This is a genomic window from Streptomyces sp. NPDC046831, from assembly GCF_040645305.1.
In the GTDB taxonomy this organism is placed as follows: domain Bacteria; phylum Actinomycetota; class Actinomycetes; order Streptomycetales; family Streptomycetaceae; genus Streptomyces.
Genome location: NZ_JBEYXZ010000014.1, coordinates 132,091 through 149,133, shown reverse-complemented (window position 1 = coordinate 149,133; position 17,043 = coordinate 132,091). Strand labels below are relative to the sequence as shown.

General features: G+C 74.2%; 14 protein-coding genes and 1 pseudogene. 4 read left to right on the top strand and 11 right to left on the bottom strand.

Features of this window, described 5'->3' with window-relative positions; genetic code table 11:
- From ABZ920_RS15285 to ABZ920_RS15275, 3 genes and pseudogenes are all read right to left on the bottom strand, one after another.
- Window positions 1-118: pseudogene (locus tag ABZ920_RS15285) on the bottom strand (AIM24 family protein); the annotation flags it as partial.
- An 11-nt stretch (window positions 119-129) separates the two neighbouring features.
- On the bottom strand, window positions 130-1,854 hold the full coding sequence (locus ABZ920_RS15280; RefSeq protein ID WP_361503880.1) for a TerD family protein: 1,725 nt from the start codon (window positions 1,852-1,854) through the stop codon (window positions 130-132).
- A 131-nt stretch (window positions 1,855-1,985) separates the two neighbouring features.
- Entirely contained in the window at window positions 1,986-2,609 is a 624-nt protein-coding gene (locus tag ABZ920_RS15275; RefSeq protein ID WP_361503877.1) for a M48 family metallopeptidase, read from the bottom strand.
- Window positions 2,610-2,845: 236 nt separating this feature from the next.
- Here ABZ920_RS15275 and ABZ920_RS15270 point away from each other — a divergent pair, with 236 nt between their 5' ends.
- Window positions 2,846-4,063, top strand: a complete 1,218-nt coding sequence (locus ABZ920_RS15270) for a TOMM precursor leader peptide-binding protein (protein ID WP_361503874.1) — start codon at window positions 2,846-2,848, stop codon at window positions 4,061-4,063.
- The gene (locus ABZ920_RS15265) at window positions 4,056-5,423 is read left to right on the top strand and encodes an AarF/ABC1/UbiB kinase family protein (protein ID WP_361503871.1); all 1,368 of its coding nucleotides are present in this window, start codon (window positions 4,056-4,058) and stop codon (window positions 5,421-5,423) included. The genes ABZ920_RS15270 and ABZ920_RS15265 overlap by 8 nt, the downstream gene beginning before the upstream one ends.
- 7 nt (window positions 5,424-5,430) lie before the next feature.
- On the opposite strand, the gene ABZ920_RS15260 is transcribed toward ABZ920_RS15265, so the two are convergent.
- The 5 genes from ABZ920_RS15260 to ABZ920_RS15240 form a co-directional block, all read right to left on the bottom strand.
- Window positions 5,431-5,637, bottom strand: coding sequence for a hypothetical protein (locus ABZ920_RS15260; RefSeq protein WP_361503868.1), 207 nt, complete (start codon window positions 5,635-5,637; stop codon window positions 5,431-5,433).
- 136 nt (window positions 5,638-5,773) lie between these two features.
- On the bottom strand, window positions 5,774-6,097 hold the full coding sequence (locus ABZ920_RS15255) for a hypothetical protein (protein WP_361503866.1): 324 nt from the start codon (window positions 6,095-6,097) through the stop codon (window positions 5,774-5,776).
- Window positions 6,094-6,462: a WhiB family transcriptional regulator gene (locus ABZ920_RS15250; protein ID WP_355743197.1), complete on the bottom strand. Its 369-nt coding sequence runs from the start codon at window positions 6,460-6,462 to the stop codon at window positions 6,094-6,096. The genes ABZ920_RS15255 and ABZ920_RS15250 overlap by 4 nt, the downstream gene beginning before the upstream one ends.
- Before the next feature lie 174 nt (window positions 6,463-6,636).
- Window positions 6,637-6,960 carry a hypothetical protein gene (locus ABZ920_RS15245; protein ID WP_361503862.1) on the bottom strand — a complete coding sequence of 108 codons (324 nt, stop codon included), beginning with the start codon at window positions 6,958-6,960 and terminating at the stop codon, window positions 6,637-6,639.
- 164 nt (window positions 6,961-7,124) lie between these two features.
- On the bottom strand, window positions 7,125-9,326 hold the full coding sequence (locus ABZ920_RS15240) for an ATP-dependent DNA helicase UvrD2 (protein WP_361503859.1): 2,202 nt from the start codon (window positions 9,324-9,326) through the stop codon (window positions 7,125-7,127).
- 242 nt (window positions 9,327-9,568) lie between these two features.
- On the opposite strand from ABZ920_RS15240, the gene ABZ920_RS15235 reads away from it, so the two are divergent.
- Both ABZ920_RS15235 and ABZ920_RS15230 read left to right on the top strand, forming a co-directional pair.
- Window positions 9,569-9,826, top strand: coding sequence for a mycoredoxin (locus tag ABZ920_RS15235; protein ID WP_361503856.1), 258 nt, complete (start codon window positions 9,569-9,571; stop codon window positions 9,824-9,826).
- Window positions 9,827-10,039: 213 nt separating this feature from the next.
- Window positions 10,040-10,234: a hypothetical protein gene (locus tag ABZ920_RS15230; RefSeq protein WP_361503853.1), complete on the top strand. Its 195-nt coding sequence runs from the start codon at window positions 10,040-10,042 to the stop codon at window positions 10,232-10,234.
- 184 nt (window positions 10,235-10,418) lie between these two features.
- On the opposite strand, the gene nudC is transcribed toward ABZ920_RS15230, so the two are convergent.
- From nudC to ABZ920_RS15215, 3 genes are all read right to left on the bottom strand, one after another.
- Complete coding sequence (nudC, locus tag ABZ920_RS15225; RefSeq protein WP_361503850.1) at window positions 10,419-11,372, bottom strand: NAD(+) diphosphatase; 954 nt, start codon at window positions 11,370-11,372, stop codon at window positions 10,419-10,421.
- A 142-nt stretch (window positions 11,373-11,514) separates the two neighbouring features.
- Complete coding sequence (locus ABZ920_RS15220; protein WP_361503847.1) at window positions 11,515-12,918, bottom strand: dipeptidase; 1,404 nt, start codon at window positions 12,916-12,918, stop codon at window positions 11,515-11,517.
- 10 nt (window positions 12,919-12,928) lie between these two features.
- Window positions 12,929-16,744 carry an ATP-dependent DNA helicase gene (locus ABZ920_RS15215; protein ID WP_361503844.1) on the bottom strand — a complete coding sequence of 1,272 codons (3,816 nt, stop codon included), beginning with the start codon at window positions 16,742-16,744 and terminating at the stop codon, window positions 12,929-12,931.
- Between the last annotated feature and the right edge of the window lie 299 nt (window positions 16,745-17,043).

Here is a 17,043-nt window from a genome sequence, read left to right as displayed (position 1 = left end):
CCACGCGCGCGAGGAGGTCGTCGCCGGTCTGCATGGCCACCTTCAGCATGTGGCTGCCGTGGTTCTCCATGCGGGCGGTCACAGGTGCGGGGGCGTGGCCCGCGAGCGGCTGGTTCATGTCGGGCTCCCTCAGACCTCGTACGGCTGGACGACGACGAAATTGCCGGGCGCGGCCCGGAACTGCAGGTTCACGCCCTCCCCGGTGTGGCCCGGGTAGGCGTTGCGGCGCATGCGCACCTGGCTGGAGACGATGACCTGGGCGGCGGCGGACCAGGCGACGACGGCGTTGGAGTCGACGAACGTCGTCGGTGTCACGGGCAGCACCACGGGGATGCCGTGCGTCTTGACGACGACCGTGCCCGTCCCCTGGAACTGCATGGTGAACAGGGCGCCTCCGGGGATGCCGTGCCCCTCGATGCGGCGGACCTCGTACTGCAGGCTCTCGTCGAAGGCGAGGACGTTGTCCGCGGAGACGCAGATGGCGTCGCCCTGGAGTTCGACCGGGTGCAGATGGGCGGAGTCCTCGGCGAAGAACACCTGCCCCTGGCCGGTGCAGCGCATCAGCTGCATCTCCTGGCCGGTGGCGTTGCCCACGACCCGGCCGGTGAAGCCGGCGCCCTTGTAGCTGAAGTCGACCTTGCCCTGGTAGAGCACCATGCTGCCCTGGCGGGCCAGCACCGGCCGGCCGTCCGTGCCGAGGTCGGCGCGGATGAGCTTGCTGTTCTGCGGCGTCCAGCGCAGGCCGGTGGGCGTCTCCTTGAACTGCTGCAGCGCCGCGGCCACACCGGCGGCCTGGGGCGCGGCGCCCTGCGGGGCGCCGTAGGGCGCGGGATGACCCGGGGCCTGGCCGAACGGCGGCTGCCCGTAGCCCGGGGGCGGGGTGGGCTGCCCGTAGCCGGGCGGCGGGGCCGGCGCCGGCGGCGCCGGGGGCTGGGCGTAGCCGGGAGGCGGGGGCGCGGTCCGACCGGGAGCCTGGCCGTAGGGCTGCTGCGGCGGGCCGGGGTGTCCGGGGGCCGGGGGCGGGACGGTGCCGCCGGGCGGGGTCACGGGCGCCACGATCGTCGGCGCGGCGTGCACGGGCTGCGCGGGTGCCGGGGGCGGAGGCGGGGTGGCGCCGGCGGGTGGCGCGAAAGTGTGCCCGGCGGGCGGCGCGAAGGTGTGCCCGGCGGGCTGGGGAGCGGGGGCCGGCGCCGGCGCGGGGGCCGGCGGTCCGGAGGGGACGCCGAACGCGGGCGGGGCGCCGTTCTGGGCCGGCGGGGCGAAGGCGGGCGGGGCGAAGCCCGGCGCGCCGCCGGTCTGCGGCTCCGGCGGGGCGGAACTCTCCTCCTCCAGCACCTCGCCGCCGAAGTGCCTCAGCAGTGCCTCGAGACCGCCGTCGAAGCCCTGCCCGACGGCGGCGAACCGCCAGACGTCCTTCAGGTAGAAGTCGCCGAGCATGACGGCCCGCTCGGTGGAGAACTCCGAGCCGCTGAACGAGTAGCGGGCCACCTCCTCGCCGCCGGCCACGATGCGCAGACGTCCGGGGCCGATCTGCGACATCTGCCCGGCGCCGTCGAGGGTCGCCGTGAACGACAGCTTCTGGATCTGCGCGGGGATGCGGTCCAGCGTGACCCGGAAGGACTCCGTGTCGCCCGCCTGCGGGCCCAGCTGCTGGATGGCCTCCTCCGGCGACTTGGGCTGGTTGAAGAAGACGAAGTAGCGGTCGTCCGAGAGCCGCTCCTCGGCGTCCAGACCGAAGCAGCTGATGTCGAAGCTCAGACCGGGTCCGGAGATCTGCACGCCTACGTACAGGTCCGTGCCCGCGGTGAGGTCACTGATCCTGGCCTTGTGGCCGCGTTGGAATTCCCTGGGCATGCGTAACGACCGTCCCCCATCCCGAGTGCGAGTGCGTCGCGCCAGGCTAACGGCAAATTCCGGCACCGGATGAAGTCGGTACAGACCCGGTACACACCGCGGGACCGGCCGTGCCCCGCCGGGGCGAACGGTCACTCGCCGCGGCCGCCCGGCGGATGCGGCAGCCGGCCCGCGGCGGCGACGCCCTCGAGGTAGCCCCGGGCCCGCTCGGTGCGCGGATAGGCCTCCAGCAGCCGCCAGAAGCCGGGGCCGTGGCCGGGCACGAGCAGGTGGGCCAGCTCGTGCAGCAGGACGTAGTCGACGACGTACTCGGGCATCCCCTGCAGGCGGTGCGAGAGGCGGATGCTGCCCTCGGCCGGGGTGCACGACCCCCAGCGGGTGTTCTGGTTGGTGACCCAGCGGACCGAGGCGGGGCGGGCCCGGCCGTCGAAGTACTGGGCCGACAGCCGCTCGGCGCGCTCGGCCAGGTCGGCGTCGCCCAGCGTCCGCCTGTTCTCCTGGGCGGCCAGCTTGTCGAGCATGACGCCCACCCAGCGCTGCTCCTCCGCCTTCGACATCCGGGCGGGGATGAGCACGATGGTGCGGTCGCCCTCGCGGTACGCGGAGACCGTCCTGCGGCGGCGGGCGCTCCTGCGGACCTCGATGTCGCCGGTCGCGGCGCTGCCCGGCGACGCGCCGGACGCGGCGCTGCCCTGCGGCGGGCTCGTCGTGCCGCGCCGGGGCGTCCCGGCGCGGTGCAGTGGGTCGGCGGACACGCCCCGACGTTACCCGCTGCAGCGTAGGGACGTCCCGGGTCCGGTGGGTTCCGTGCCGTTCCCCCATCTGGCGTCCGTTTCGTACGACGAACATCCACCACCTGTGGACAACTTCCGGCACCGGCCGGCCGGACCGTGCATCCTGGCACTCGTCGGCGGAGCGTTGACCGGCTCCCCGGCACACCGGACGTCCGGCACCTTCCGGACTCTTCATCTCGGGGCTACGGGGGCCTGACATGCATCCGATCGTGAAACCCGCGCTCAGGCGCGGCTGGCGCGACCTCAACACCGTGCAGTTCGGGATGACCCCGGCGCACGCCATGACGCTGGGGCCGATGGACACCGCGACGGGCAGCTTCCTGGACCTGCTGAACGGCACCCGCGGGCTTCCCCTCCTCCGTGAGGAAGGCCACCGCATGGACCTGCCCGAGGGCCATGTCGACGCCCTCGTGGAGCGGCTGGCCGGTGCCGGTCTCCTCGACGACGCGCGGGGAGGCGGGGCGGCCGCCGACACCCTGCGCGGACGGCGGGAGGTCATGGACCGGCTGCGTCCCGACCTCGCCACGCTCTCCCTCACGGCACGGGCACCGGGCGAGGCGATCGAAGGACTGGCCGCCCGCCAGGGTCTGCGCGTGCAGGTCAGGGGCGCGGGCCGGGTGGGCGCGACGGTGGCCGCCGTGCTCTCCGGCGCCGGCGTCGGCGAGGTCGACGTGCGCGACGGCGGCCGCGTCGAGCCGTGGGACGTCGCGCCGGGCGGGCTGCCCCCGGACAGCGTGGGCGAGCGCAGGGACGAGGCGGCGCGCCGGGCCGTGCGCCGGGCGGCACCGGCGCGCCCGCAGCGCCGGGGATCCCGCGCCCGGCAGCAGGAGGGGAGCGATCCGGGATTCTCCCTGGTGGTCCTCGCCCCTCGGGACGACGTCGCCGTGCACGCCCCCGATCCGTCGGCCGCGGAGGACCTGGTGGCGTCGGGAACACCTCATCTGTACGCCGGTGTGGTGGAGGGCACCGGCGTGGTGGGCCCCCTGGTCCTGCCCGGGGAGACGGGCTGCGCCGGCTGCCTCCACCGGCACCGCACGGACCGGGACGGGGCCTGGCCTCGGCTGGTGGCCCAGTGGCGCTCCGGCAGGCGGCGCCCCGTGCCGCCCTGCGACCTTGCCCTCGCCACGGCCGTCGCCGGACTGGCGGCCGCGCACGCGCTGGCGTACCTCGACGGCCGGTCGCCGTCCAGCGCGGGCGCCCGCTGGGAGACGTCCGTGCCCGGAATGAACTGGCGTGCCCGACCGTTGTGGCCTCATCCCGGGTGCCCGTGCGGATCGGCCGCGAGAGCTGAGAGGGAAGACACCTCCGAGGAGGGCGCCCCACGCGAGACAATGGCGAAGCAACGGCCGTCACCGGAGCCATGCCGTCGGGCACGGACGGCACGGCTTGCTGGGACTTGGAGGGCGCATGTCTGATCTTCCGCGGAAGGCGGTCACCCGTACCGCCAAGCTCGCCGCGCTCCCGCTGGGGTTCGCCGGGCGGGCCACCTGGGGACTCGGCAAACGGATCGTCGGCGAGTCCGCGGAGATCGTCGGCCGCGAACTGCAGCAGCGCACGGCCGAGCAGCTGTTCAAGGTCCTCGGTGAGCTCAAGGGCGGGGCGATGAAGTTCGGGCAGGCCCTGTCCGTCTTCGAGTCGGCGCTGCCCGAGGAGGTGGCCGGCCCCTACCGGGCCGCGCTGACCAAGCTCCAGGAGGCGGCACCGCCGATGCCGACGCGCACCGTGCACGCCGTCCTCGAGGAGCGCATCGGCGCTGACTGGCGGGAGCTGTTCCAGGAGTTCGAGGACAAGCCGTCCGCGGCCGCCTCGATCGGCCAGGTGCACCGGGGTGTCTGGCACGACGGCCGCGAGGTGGCCGTCAAGGTGCAGTACCCGGGCGCCGGCGAGGCCCTGCTGTCCGATCTGAACCAGCTCAGCCGCTTCGCCCGCCTCCTGGGCCCGCTGATCCCCGGCATGGACGTCAAGCCCCTGATCGCCGAGCTCAGGGACCGCGTCTCGGAGGAACTGGACTACAGCCTGGAGGCCCAGGCCCAGCAGCTGCACGCGGAGGAGTTCGCCGAGGACCCGGACGTCGTCGTGCCGGCCGTGGTCCACCAGGGCGAGCAGGTCCTGGTCACCGAGTGGATCGACGGCGTCCCGCTGTCGGAGGTCATCTCGGACGGCACCCCGCAGCAGCGCGACCGCGCCGGCCAGCTCCTGGCCCGCTTCCTGTTCTCCGGCCCGTCCCGCACCGGCCTGCTGCACGCCGACCCGCACCCGGGCAACTTCCGCCTCCTGCCCGGGGGACCCGGTGGCGCGGACGACTGGCGCCTGGGCGTGCTGGACTTCGGCACGGTCGACCGCCTGCCCGGCGGGCTGCCGGCTCCCATCGGCCAGTCACTGCGCATGACGCTGGACGGCGAGGCCGAGGCGGTCTACGACATGCTGCGCGCGGAGGGCTTCGTCAAGGAGTCGGTCGCGCTCGACCCCGACGCCGTCCTCGACTACCTGCTGCCGATCATCGAACCGGCCCGGGCGGAGGAGTTCACCTTCACCCGCGGCTGGATGCGCAGCCAGGCGGCACGCATCGCCGACCCCCGCTCGCCCGCCTACCAGCTGGGCCGAAACCTCAACCTGCCGCCCGCGTACCTGCTCATCCACCGGGTGACGCTCAGCACCATCGGCGTTTTGTGCCAGCTGGGAGCGACCGTGCGGCTGCGGGAGGAGCTGGAGGAGTGGCTGCCCGGATTCGTCCCGGACACGGACGAGGACGAGCAGTCCGCCGCCGGGGCGTGAGCGGGCCCTACCACCAGACCGAGTCGAGGCGGCCCTCGATGGATCTCAGATGGTCCCGGGAGCAGCGGTCGCAGAAGTAGCGGCGCACGCCGTTCTCCACGGAACAGGTCCAGGTGACAGGCGGGCCCTCCGGCACGGCGCCGCAGCGTGCGCACGGCGGAAGCGGGGGCTCCGGGGTGGAGCCGCCGCCGTCGCCTCCGGGAAGACTCGTCATCCGGTGATCATGACGCGGCGGCGGACGCCCGGGCCACGGCGCACCGCGGGGGCCGGTCCGTTCGGCCGGACCGGCCCCCGTGTGAGGAACTGCTTGCCCTGCTGACCGGGCGGTCACCGCTTGGCGGTGTGCCCGGTTACTGCATCACCGCGATGGCGAGGGCGCGGCGGGCGCGCATCGAGGCGCGCTCGGCACGGCGCTGCATCCGGCGGGCGGCCGCCAGACGCAGGGCCGGGCGGTCGCGCTCGGCCTCCCGCAGTCGCGCGTCCATATGCGCACGGGCCAGGGCTTCTGGGATGAGTTGCATCTCTCGGGTCCTGTTCTGGCGCGAGTCGTTCGCGCCGGTGGTGGTGACGTCTTCGGTCGCGGAGCCCGCGGGCTCGGTGGCGGACGGCTTCATCGGGGCCTGCTTCTGGGGGTCGTGCGTGAGGGGGCGGTCGATCGTTCCTGGGCTGTTCATGCCATGACCGGGTTCTTCCGCGGGCGGCCGCGCGGCCGCTTCCGGGCGACGACGACACCCTGGACGAACAGCTCGCCTCCCCAGACGCCCCAGGGCTCACGCCGCTCCTTGGCGCCGGCGAGGCAGGCCTCCATCAGCGGGCAGGTGCGGCACAGGGACTTGGCGTACTCGACGTCCGCCGGCGACTCGGCGAAGAAGACCTCCGGGTCGTAGGAACGGCACGGGACGGGTACGCCGAGGTTCTCGATGGCGTCGTCGAGCGCGGTGAGCGCGGTGAGCGGGATCAAGGCGGAGTCCTCCGTGGGGCCGGGCGGGGGGATCGTTTCGGAAGGCGGTACGGACGGGGCGTGCGCTTCGAGTTGCACGGTTCGTCTTCCTCGTCTGGTCGGTCCGGCCGGTCGGCCGGGTGTCGGCGTGGTACCGGGTTCTTTTCTTGTCCCGAGGCCCCTTCGCGCCGTCGTCCCCGTTCGGGGAAAACAGAAGGGCCGCGGATCCCGGATGGGGTTCCGCGGCCCTGAAGGCGCCGGCCTGATCGGCGATCAGGCTGGATCACTCCAGGGTTCTGGCCCACGGAAGGCCCACATCAGGTGGTGCTGCGTCGTCAGCTTCCGGTTACCGGCACCGGCTGCCGCGAAGGCATAGGCCTGCGCCTGTGCCTCTACTGCTTCCAGTGCCTTGGTCGGTCGCTCATCGCGCTCACGGACGGGAAGGCCCGCGACGGGAGACACGGAGGACGCCGGACGCACGGCACGAATGCCGGACAGACCGGTGCCCTGGAACGAGGCGCCGAGCATGCACAGGGAGACGGCCGAGCGATCGGTCATTTTGGCGGTGCTGAAGGAGCTGCTGTTGATGCTGATCACTGGACTCGCCTCCTCTCGGCGTCTCGTGGACCGGGGTGAACCGGCCCGTTCGGGTGTGCAAGTACAACACGGAACCAGGGCCTCAGGAAGGCCGCCGTTCCCGTGACCAAGAACCTATGGGGATTGCCGGGGCGTGCGCAAACTATTTTTTCGACGAGTTGGCGTCAGTCTTCGCCTTCTTCACCCCCAGGCTCTTGGCCTGCGCAGATGGCGAGAACATCGGCTCCGTGGCGCCTGAGCTTGCGCATGCCGACCCCCGGGATGCGCGCCAGTTCCCGCTCGTCGTCCGGGGCGGCCTCGGCGATCGCCATCAGCGTCTTGTCGGTGAAGACGCAGAAGGCGGGCTGGCCGCTGCGCTGGGCCTGCACCGCCCGCCACGCGCGCAGCCGCTCGTAGAGACCCTCGTCCATGTCGGAGGGGCAGTCCTCGCAGCGCATCAGCTTCATCTCACCCGCGTCGGTGAGCGTGCGGCCGCAGACCCGGCAGCGCGCCGGGGTGCGCCCGCCGCGCCGCACCACCGGAGCCGTGCTGCCCACTACCGGGTGACCCCGCTCGATCCCCCCGGTGAACCCCGGGACGGTACGGCCGACGGTGGCGGTCGTACCCGGGCGCAGTCCGTCCAGGAAGCGGCTGGGACGGCGGCTCGGACGGCCGCCCGGTGACCGGGCCAGGGCCCAGGACAGGTGGAGGCGCTCGCGTGCGCGGGTGACACCGACGTAGAGGAGGCGGCGCTCCTCCTCGATCTGCTCGTCGGTCCTGGCGTAGGTGATCGGCATCATGCCCTCGGCGACGCCGACCAGGAAGACGACGTCCCACTCCAGTCCCTTGGCCGAGTGGAGGGAGGCGAGGGTGACGCCCTGGACGGTCGGGGCGTGCTGGGCGTTCGCCCGCTCGTCCAGCTCGGCCACGAGGTCGCCGAGCGTGGCGCCGGGCCGGGCGGCGGCGAAGTCCTGCGCGAGGTTGACCAGGGCGGCCAGTGACTCCCAGCGCTCCCGGACGGCTCCCGATCCGGCCGGCGGCTGCGGTGTCCAGCCCTCGCCGGACAGCACGGCGCGCACCTGGGAGGGCAGGTCCACGACGTCGTCGAGCAGGGAGTCGTTGCCCCCGAAGCGGGCGGCGCCGCGCAGGGCGATGCCCGCCTTGCGGACCTCCGGGCGGTCGAAGAAGCGCTCCGCGCCGCGCAGCTGGTAGGGCACGCCGGCGTCCGCGAGGGCCTGCTCGTAGGTCTCGGACTGGGAGTTGGTGCGGAACAGCACCGCGATCTCGCTCGCGGGCACACCGGAGGCGATGAGGTCCCGGATGCGGCGGGCGGCGCCCTCCGCCTCGGCGGGCTCGTCCGTGTACTCGGCGTAGACGGGTTCGGGTCCGCCGGGCCGCTGGGAGACGAGCTCCAGCCGGTGGTCGGCGGCGCGGCCACGGGCCTGGGCGAGCAGCCCGTTGGCGAGGTGGACGACCTGGGGGGTGGAGCGGTAGTCACGGACCAGCCTGATCACCGTGGCACCCGGGTGGCGGGTGCGGAAGTCGAGCAGGTGGTCGGGCGTGGCTCCCGTGAACGAGTAGATCGTCTGGCTGGCGTCGCCGACGACGCACAGGCTGTCGCGGCCGCCGAGCCACAGTTCCAGCAGCCGCTGCTGGAGGGGGCTGACGTCCTGGTACTCGTCGACGACGAAGTGCTGGTACTGGCCGCGGACCTGCTCGGCGACGTCCTGGCGGTCCTGGAGGACGGCGACCGTCAGCAGCAGGACGTCCTCGAAGTCGATGACCCCGCGGTCCCGCTTGAGGTCCTCGTAGGCGGAGTAAAGGTGGGCGATCTCCGCCGGGTCGCGCGGGGCCTCCCGGCCGGCCTTCGCGGCCGCGAGCGGATAGTCGGCGGGGACGGTCTGGGTGACCTTGGACCACTCGATCTCGCCGGTCACGTCCCGCAGCTCGCCCCGGTCCAGCCGGATACGGCAGGCGGCGGCCGCGTCCGCGACGAGCTGGATCTTGCGGTCGACGAGCCGGGGCATGCTGCCGCCGACGGCTTTCGGCCAGAAGTACTGCAGCTGCCGCAGGGCGGCCGAGTGGAAGGTGCGGGCCTGGACGCCGTGCGCGCCGAGCTGCCGGAGCCGGCCGCGCATCTCGCCGGCGGCACGGTTGGTGAAGGTGACGGCCAGCACGCTGGAGGGCTGGAGGATCCCGGCACGCACTCCGTAGGCGATGCGGTGGGTGATCGCCCGCGTCTTGCCCGTGCCCGCGCCCGCCAGGACGCACACCGGACCGCGCAGGGCGGTGGCCACCTCGCGCTGCTCGGGGTCGAGCCCTTCGAGCACCGCGTCGGCCGAGTCCGGTACGTGCGGGAAGAGGGTGGAGTGCGTTGCTGCTGTCACACAGCCATGCTGCCAGGTCGCCCGGGACGGGTGAGCGGGTTGTCCACAGGCGGGCCTGCGCGGTCGTACCAATACCCAGGTGGCGCCGGGGAACAGGTACGGGACGGACGGCGCCCGCCCCGCCGGGTGCGGTGAGGGTCACGTCCGGCCGCATACCCCCCGCGGGAATGCGGTCCCCCTTCCCGTATGTTCGCACCACTACGAGAGACATCGCCGAGCCGTTGACGAGGAGCGCGAGAGACATGCCGGGCACTGTGACGATGTACAGCACCACTTGGTGTGGCTACTGCCGCCGGCTGAAGAGCCAGCTGGACCGCGAGGGCATCACGTACGACGAGATCAACATCGAGCAGGACCCGGAGTCCGCGGCGTTCGTCGAGAAGGCGAACGGCGGAAACCAGACGGTGCCGACGGTTCGGGTCGTCCCCGCCCAGGGAGGCGCCGAGGTTGTCATGACCAACCCGAGCCTCGCCCAGGTGAAGCAGGCCCTCGGCGCCTGACCCCCGCGCCGCACGACCCCCGACGGCCCCGAGGGCCGCTCGGGGGTTTCCTGTGTGCGCCCCGTGCGCGGGGCTACTCCAGAGCACGCTTTTCGCTCACCTCGTCCGCCGGCCCGTCCGTGGCCCCGGCTCCGGTCACCCCGGCTGCCGGCCCGTCCACGGCCTCGGCTTCCGGGCGCCCGGTTGTCAGACCCTCCGGCTACCGTGCGCAGCATGGACATGAACAACCCGCAGGACGTGGGCGCGGCCTTCTGGGCGCAGATGCTCGGCTTCACGATCAGCGAGGAGCCGCCCCCTCCGGACTCGCCCCTCGGCCGGGTGCTGGCCTTCATCGCCGAGCACGGCCAGGACGCGCTCAGGGACGAGCACATCGAGGCCGCGATGGAGGGGCGCCCCCTGCTCGCGTGACCACCCGGCCGCCATGAGCGCCCGGTCCCGGCAGTGGCTCCCGCTCGGCGCCCCGGTGGGCCCGGACCCCGCCGGGGACGGGCGCGCGCAGCGGTGCCCTGCCCGCCCGGGCCGTCGTCGGCGGTGCGGCAGAGCCGGCAGCCCCCGGATGACCCGGGAGCCGCCGCCGTTCGGCGTCCCGGGGTCACACGCTCCGCGTCGGGAGCGGCTTGCCGTACCAGAGTTGGATCAGGCGGGCCGCGATCGAGATGCCGTACGGCGGCAGCACCTCGCCGGAGTCGAACGCGGCGCCCAGTTCGTCACGGGAGAACCAGCGGGCCTCGTGGATCTCGTCGCCGTCGACCTCGATGCCGGTGGTGGTGGCCTGCGCCATGAAGCCCAGCATGAGGCTGGACGGGAACGGCCAGGGCTGGCTGGCGACGTACTCGACCTCGCCGACGGCGATGCCGACCTCCTCGTGGACCTCGCGGCGCACCGCCTGCTCGATGGACTCCCCCGGTTCGACGAAGCCGGCGAGCGTGGAGAAACGGCCCTCGGGCCAGTGGACCTGACGGCCCAGGAGGATGCGGTCCTCGTCGTCGGTGACCGCCATGATCACGGCCGGGTCGGTGCGCGGGTAGTGCTCCGCGCCGCAGGCCGGGCAGCGCCGGATGTGGCCGGCCGCCGCGATCACGGTGCGCTCGCCGCAGCGGGAGCAGAAGCGGTGCAGCCGCTGCCAGTTCTCCAGGGCGACCGCGTGCACCATCAGGCCGGCGTCCCGGGGCGACAGGAGCAGGCCGGCCTCGCGCAGCCCCGCCGCACGGGCGGACTGGTCCATGCGGCCGGGCAGGGAGTCCTTCTGCAGGGCGAAGTAGCTCACGCCGTCCGCGTCCGTGCCCAGGAAGTAGCGGTGCGCCTCGGTGAGGGGGGCCTCGAAGGAGGGCGTCATGACGAGCTCGGTGCGCCCGTCGGGCGTCTCGTCGATGAGGACCTGACCGCCGGAGACCACGAAGCAGCGGGTGGTGGGGTGGCTCCACGCCGCGGCGAGCCAGGCCTCGTCGAGCCGGTGGTGGGCGGCCCGGTCGATGCCGCTGGGCGCGGTGAGCGAGATGGGTCGATCGGCGTTGTGGTCGGTCCAGGTGGTCACGAGTGCTTCCAACTCCCCCGGTGCAACGGTTGTTTCGGCGGCGGTTCAGCAGGACGTACGGCGGGAGGCGACCACGTCCGGCGGGGCCTGGCGGTACGGGACGGCCTCTCCAGTGTGCCTCCCGCGGCGCACCGCTTCGGACGGCGGCCGTCCCTCACGGCGCATGGCGGCAGTGCTCCGCGAGGTCGCCCCACAGATAGGCGCTGGTCTCGGCGCCCTTGAGCAGGAGGGCGAGCTCCACCTTCTCGTCGGGGGCGTGCCAGCCGTCGGACGGGACGGAGATGCCGAGGAAGAGCACGGGGGCGCCGAGGACCTCCTGCAGGTCGGCGGCGGGTCCCGAGCCGCCCTCGCGGGTGTGGCGGACCGGCTGCTCGAAGGCGCGGCCCATGGCGCGGACCACGGACTGCAGGGCCGGGTGGTCCAGCGGTGTCAGGCACGGGCGCGTGGCCGAGCCGAAGACGATGTCGTGCCGGATCCCGGCGGGCAGCTGTTCGGCGGCCCAGGCGCGGACGGCCTTCTCGATGTGCTCCGGGTCCTGGCCGGCGACCAGCCGGAACGACAGCTTCACCATGGCGGTGGACGGGACGACCGTCTTGCTGCCGGGGCCCTGGTAGCCACCGCCGATGCCGTTGACCTCGGCGGTGGGACGGGCCCAGACGCGTTCCAGGGTGGTGTAGCCGTCCTCGCCGTGGGTGGCGTGCGACTTGGCGGCGCGCAGCCACTGCCGCTCGTCGAAGGGCAGCTCGGCGAAGAGCTCACGCTCACGGTCGGTGAGTTCCACCACACCGTCGTAGAAGCCGGGGATCGCCACGCGCGCGTGCTCGTCGTGCAGGGCGGCCACGAGCCGCGCCACCGCGGTCGCCGGGTTGGGCACGGCGCCGCCGAAGGAGCCGGAGTGGATGTCCTGGTCGGGGCCCTGCAGCCGGATCTCGCACTCGGCGAGGCCGCGCATGCCGGTGCACACCGTGGGGGTGTCCTCGGACCACATGCCGGTGTCGGAGACGATGACCGCGTCGGCGGCCAGGCGCTGCGCCCGGCGCTCGACCAGGGCGCGGAAGTGCGGTGAGCCGGATTCCTCCTCGCCCTCGATCAGCAGCTTCAGGTGCACGGCCGGGCAGGTGCGGCCGGTGGCGGCGAGGTGTGCGCGGACGCCGAGTGTGTGCAGGAACACCTGGCCCTTGTCGTCGGCCGCTCCGCGCGCGTACATGCGCCCGTCGCGGATGACGGGCTCGAACGGTTCGCTGTGCCAGCCGTCCTCCCGGGCGGCGGGCTGCACGTCGTGGTGCCCGTAGACCAGGACCGTGGGGGCGTCGGGGTCGTCGCACGGCCACTCGGCGAAGACGGCCGGGGCGCCCGGCGTCTGCCAGACCTCGGCGGTGGGGAAGCCGGTCTCCCTCAGTTTGGCCGCGAGCCAGTCGGCGCTGCGCCGCACGTCGTCCCCGTGGTCGGGCTGCGCCGACACGGACGGGATGCGCAGCCACTCGGCGAGGTCGTCGAGGAAGGCGGCACGGTGCTGCTCGATGTACGTGCGGACGGCGCTGTCCGGGGTCTGGCTCATGCTCCCGACCCTATCCGCCCGTGCCGGTGCCCTCGCCGGGCGGTATGTCACACGACGGGGCACTTGACGGCTCCTCCAGGAGCAGCCGCTCCAGTGCGGCCCGGTCCGGGAGGCGCTGCGGCCGTACGACCTCGCCGGTGCGGACGTAGAGGAAGCCGGCCGTGACGCGCTCCAGGGGCACACCGTGCTGCTCGGCCCAGGCCAGCCGGTACACGGCGAGCTGGAGCGGGTCGGCGCTGCCGCCGCGCCCGGTCTTCCAGTCGACGATCTCGTACGTCACCTGCTCGCCCTCCCCCTCCTTGTAGACGGCGTCGATACGGCCCCGGACCACGCGGCCGGCGAGGGCCAGCTGGAAGGGGGCCTCGACGCGGTAGGGGGTGCGGTGGGCGTACGGGGTGCGCTCGAAGGCGTCCTTGAGGGCCTCTAGGTCGCGCTCGTCGGCGATCTCCGCATCGCTGCCGGGGAGCTCGTCGGGCTCCAGCAGCGGCAGGGTCAGCTCTTCGAAGCGCGACTCGATCCAGGCGTGGAAACGGGTGCCCCGGCGCGCTGCGGGCTGCGGGGGGCGCGGCATGGGGCGTGCGAGCTCCCTGGCGAACCCGTCCGGATCGGCGGCCAGGCGCAGCAGCTGCGAGGCGGTCAGCGTCACCGGCAGGGGCACGTCGGTGACGCTCTGCCGCGCGCGCCTCAGCTCCCCGGTGAGCGCGTCGAGGTCGCGGTCCCAGGAGGCCACGACGCGGGCCTCCTCCGGGGTGAGCGGCGCGGGCCGCGGTCCCGGTGGGTGCGGGTGGGGGCGTGCGGGCGGCAGGGCGGTGCCGTCGTCCGGGGCCGTCGCCTGGTGCGGCACCGCCGGGCGGCCGCTCGTCCGGGCGTCGCCCCGGCCGGCGGGATGCTCCCGGCCCGGGCCGTCCCCGACGGGGGTGCCCGTGCCCGTGGTGCGGGCGCCCCCGGTGCGGGCGTCCTGAACGGGGGCGTCCTGCGGGGCTGCGGGCCCGCGGGAGTCCTCGAAGGCCTCCGCGCCGAGCGGTTCGGCGTCGTCGGCGGACCCGGCACCGAGCGGTCCGTCGTCGAACAGCGCGGCGTCGAAGGGGTCGTCCCGGTCACCGGCGACGGAATCGGCGTCGAAGGGGTCGTCCGGGTGGGGATCGGCGTCGAAGGGGTCGTCCGGGTGGGGCTCGCCCGCGAAAGGGTCGTCCGGGTACGGCTCGTCCGCGAAGGGGTCGGGCTCGTCGTGGGGTGGTGCGTCGTCCTCCGGGGGCGGGGGCCAGTCGGGGTCTCCGTGGGCGGCCGGGTCGTGCGCCGCCGCCGGGTGGCCGTCCGCGGCCGAGGCCAGGTCGTCCAGGTGGGCGAGGACCGTCGCGGCGGCGGCGCGCCGGCGGGCGAGGGCGGCCTCGTCCAGCGGCAGGGGCCAGAGCCGGTCGGCGGCCGCCTGGTGCAGGGCCGGGTTCTCCTCGCCCTCCTCCGGCTCGTCCGCCCAGACCTCGATCTCGCCGTAGCCCGCGGCGCAGTGGTCGTACAGGGCCGTGAGGAAGGCGGACGGGCCGCGGGGCTTCTTCTGGCTCGGGCCCCACCAGTGGCCGGAGCCGAGGAGCAGGGAGCGGGGGCGGGTGAAGGCGACGTAGCCGAGGCGCAGTTCCTCGGTGTGCTGGTGCTCCTTCATGGCCTCGTGGAACGCCTTCATGCCGCGGGCGTCCCAGCCGGCGACGTCGGGCAGGGTGTCCGCGTCGCCGCGCAGGGCGTGCGGCAGGACCTTGCCCTGCGCGGTCCACTTCTCCCGGCCCTGGCTGCTGGGGAAGGTCCCGGTGACCAGGCCGGGGACCACGACGACGTCCCATTCCAGGCCCTTGGACTTGTGGGCGGTGAGCACCTTGACGGTGTTCTCGCCGCCGGGCAGCGCGTTGTCCAGGCCCTTCTCGTACTGGGCGGCGGTACGCAGGAAGCCGAGGAAGGCGAGCAGCGTGGCCTCGCCGTCGCCCGCGGCGAAGGAGGCGGCGACGTCGAGGAAGTTCGACAGGGTCTCGCGGCGGCGGGCCGCCAGGGCGTGCGGCGACGCCGACAGCTCCACCTCCAGGCCGGTGACGGCGAGGACGCGGTGCAGGACGTCCATCAGCGGGTCCGCCAGCGAGCGGCGCAGGTCGCGCAGCTCGGCGGCCAGCCGGGCGAACCGCACGCGCGCGTCCGCGGAGAACGGCAGCCCGTCGTCGTCGCCCCCGCGGTCCAGCGGCGTCTCCAGGAAGGTGTCGAGTGCGTCGGCGAGCGAGATCACCTCCGCCGGGTCGGTGCCCTCGACGGCCTGGGCGAGCCGCCGGTCGGGGTCGTCGCCGGCGTCCGGGCGGGCGCGGGAGACGATCAGCCGCGCCCGCCGCCCGAGCAGGGCCAGGTCGCGGGGGCCGATGCGCCAGCGCGGGCCGGTCAGCAGACGGACCAGGGAGGCGTTGGCGCCGGGGTCCTGCAGGACCTCGCAGACGGCGACGAGGTCGGCGACCTCGGGCAGGTGCAGCAGCCCGGACAGGCCGACCACCTCGACGGGGATGTCCCGGGCGACCAGCGCGCCCTGGATCTCCGCGAAGTCCGTGGCCGTACGGCACAGCACGGCGATCTCGCCGGGCGTCTTCCCGGTCCGCACCAGGTGGGCGACGGAGTCGGCCACCCAGGCGATCTCCTCGGCGTGGGTGCGCAGCAGCGCGCAGCGGACCGTGCCGTCGCGTTCGGCGCCGGGGGCGGGGCGCAGCGCCTCGACGCCTTCGTGCAGGGCGCGCAGCGGCTCGGCGAGGGTGTTGGCGAGGTCGAGGAGGCGGCCGCCGCTGCGGCGGTTCTCGCTGAGCGCCTGGCGGGTGGCGGGGCGGCCGTCGGCGTGTGCGAAGTGCTCGGGGAAGTCGTCGAGGTTGGCGACGGACGCGCCGCGCCAGCCGTAGATGGCCTGGCAGGGGTCGCCGACGGCGGTCACCGGGTGGCCCGTGCCGCCGCCGAACAGGCCGGCCAGCAGGATCCGCTGCGCGACCGACGTGTCCTGGTACTCGTCGAGCAGGACCACGCGGAACTCGTCGCGCAGGACGCGGCCGACCTCGGGCAGCTGGGCGAGCCGCGCCGCGAGCGCGATCTGGTCGCCGAAGTCGAGCAGGTCGCGTTCGCGTTTGGCGGTCCGGTAGCGGAGCACCAGCTCGGCCAGTTCCCGGCGGGCTGCCGCCGCCTCGGGGACCTTGCGCAGGTCGGCGTTGCCGAGCTTGGCGCCCTCGAGGGCGCCGAGCAGGCCGGCGTCCCAGGTGCGCAGGTCCTCCGGGCGCACGAGGTGCTCGGCGAGTTCGGCGTCGAGGGCGAGCAGGTCGCTGACCAGGTCCGGGAAGGAGCGGGTCAGTGCCGGGTAGGGTCCCGGGGCCTCGCGCAGCACGCGCGCGGCGAGCTGGTAGCGGGTGGCGTCGGCGAGCAGGCGGGCGGTGGGTTCGAGCCCGATGCGCAGGCCGTGGTCGGTCAGCAGACGGCCGGCGAAGGCGTGGTAGGTGGAGATCACCGGCTCGCCGGGCGGGTTGTCCGGATCGATGGCTTCCGGATCGGTGACGCCCGCTCTGACCAGCGCCTTCCGGACACGCTCGGCGAGTTCGCCGGCGGCCTTGTTGGTGAACGTCAGGCCGAGGACCTGCTCGGGGGCGACCTGGCCGGTGCCGACCAGCCACACCACACGGGCCGCCATCACCGTCGTCTTGCCGGACCCGGCACCGGCCACGATCACCTGCGGGGCGGGCGGGGCGGTGATGCACGCCGTCTGCTCCGGGGTGAACGGGATCCCGAGGAGCTCCTTGAGCTGCTCGGGATCAGTGATGCGGGCTGGCACGTCCAAGAGGCTAGCCCCGGGCACTGACAGCGCGGGCCCCGATGGGCCTCGCGGCCGGGGAAAGCCCAGGTCAGGGCGTGTGGTGCGATGCGTCACGCCGGTACGAGAGGGGCCCGCCTCGCGCGTGCCCCCGCCGGGGCTCCGCGGGGAACTCCCGCCGAGCCTCGGCCGGGGCTCCGCGGGGAACGCCTCCCTGCCCGGCCCGTGCCGCGGCCGCCGGGCGGGCGTCCCCGGGCCCGTGCCGCTGCCGGCCGTCAACGCCGCCCGCACCCCCGCGGCCGCCGGCCGGGACGCGCGCT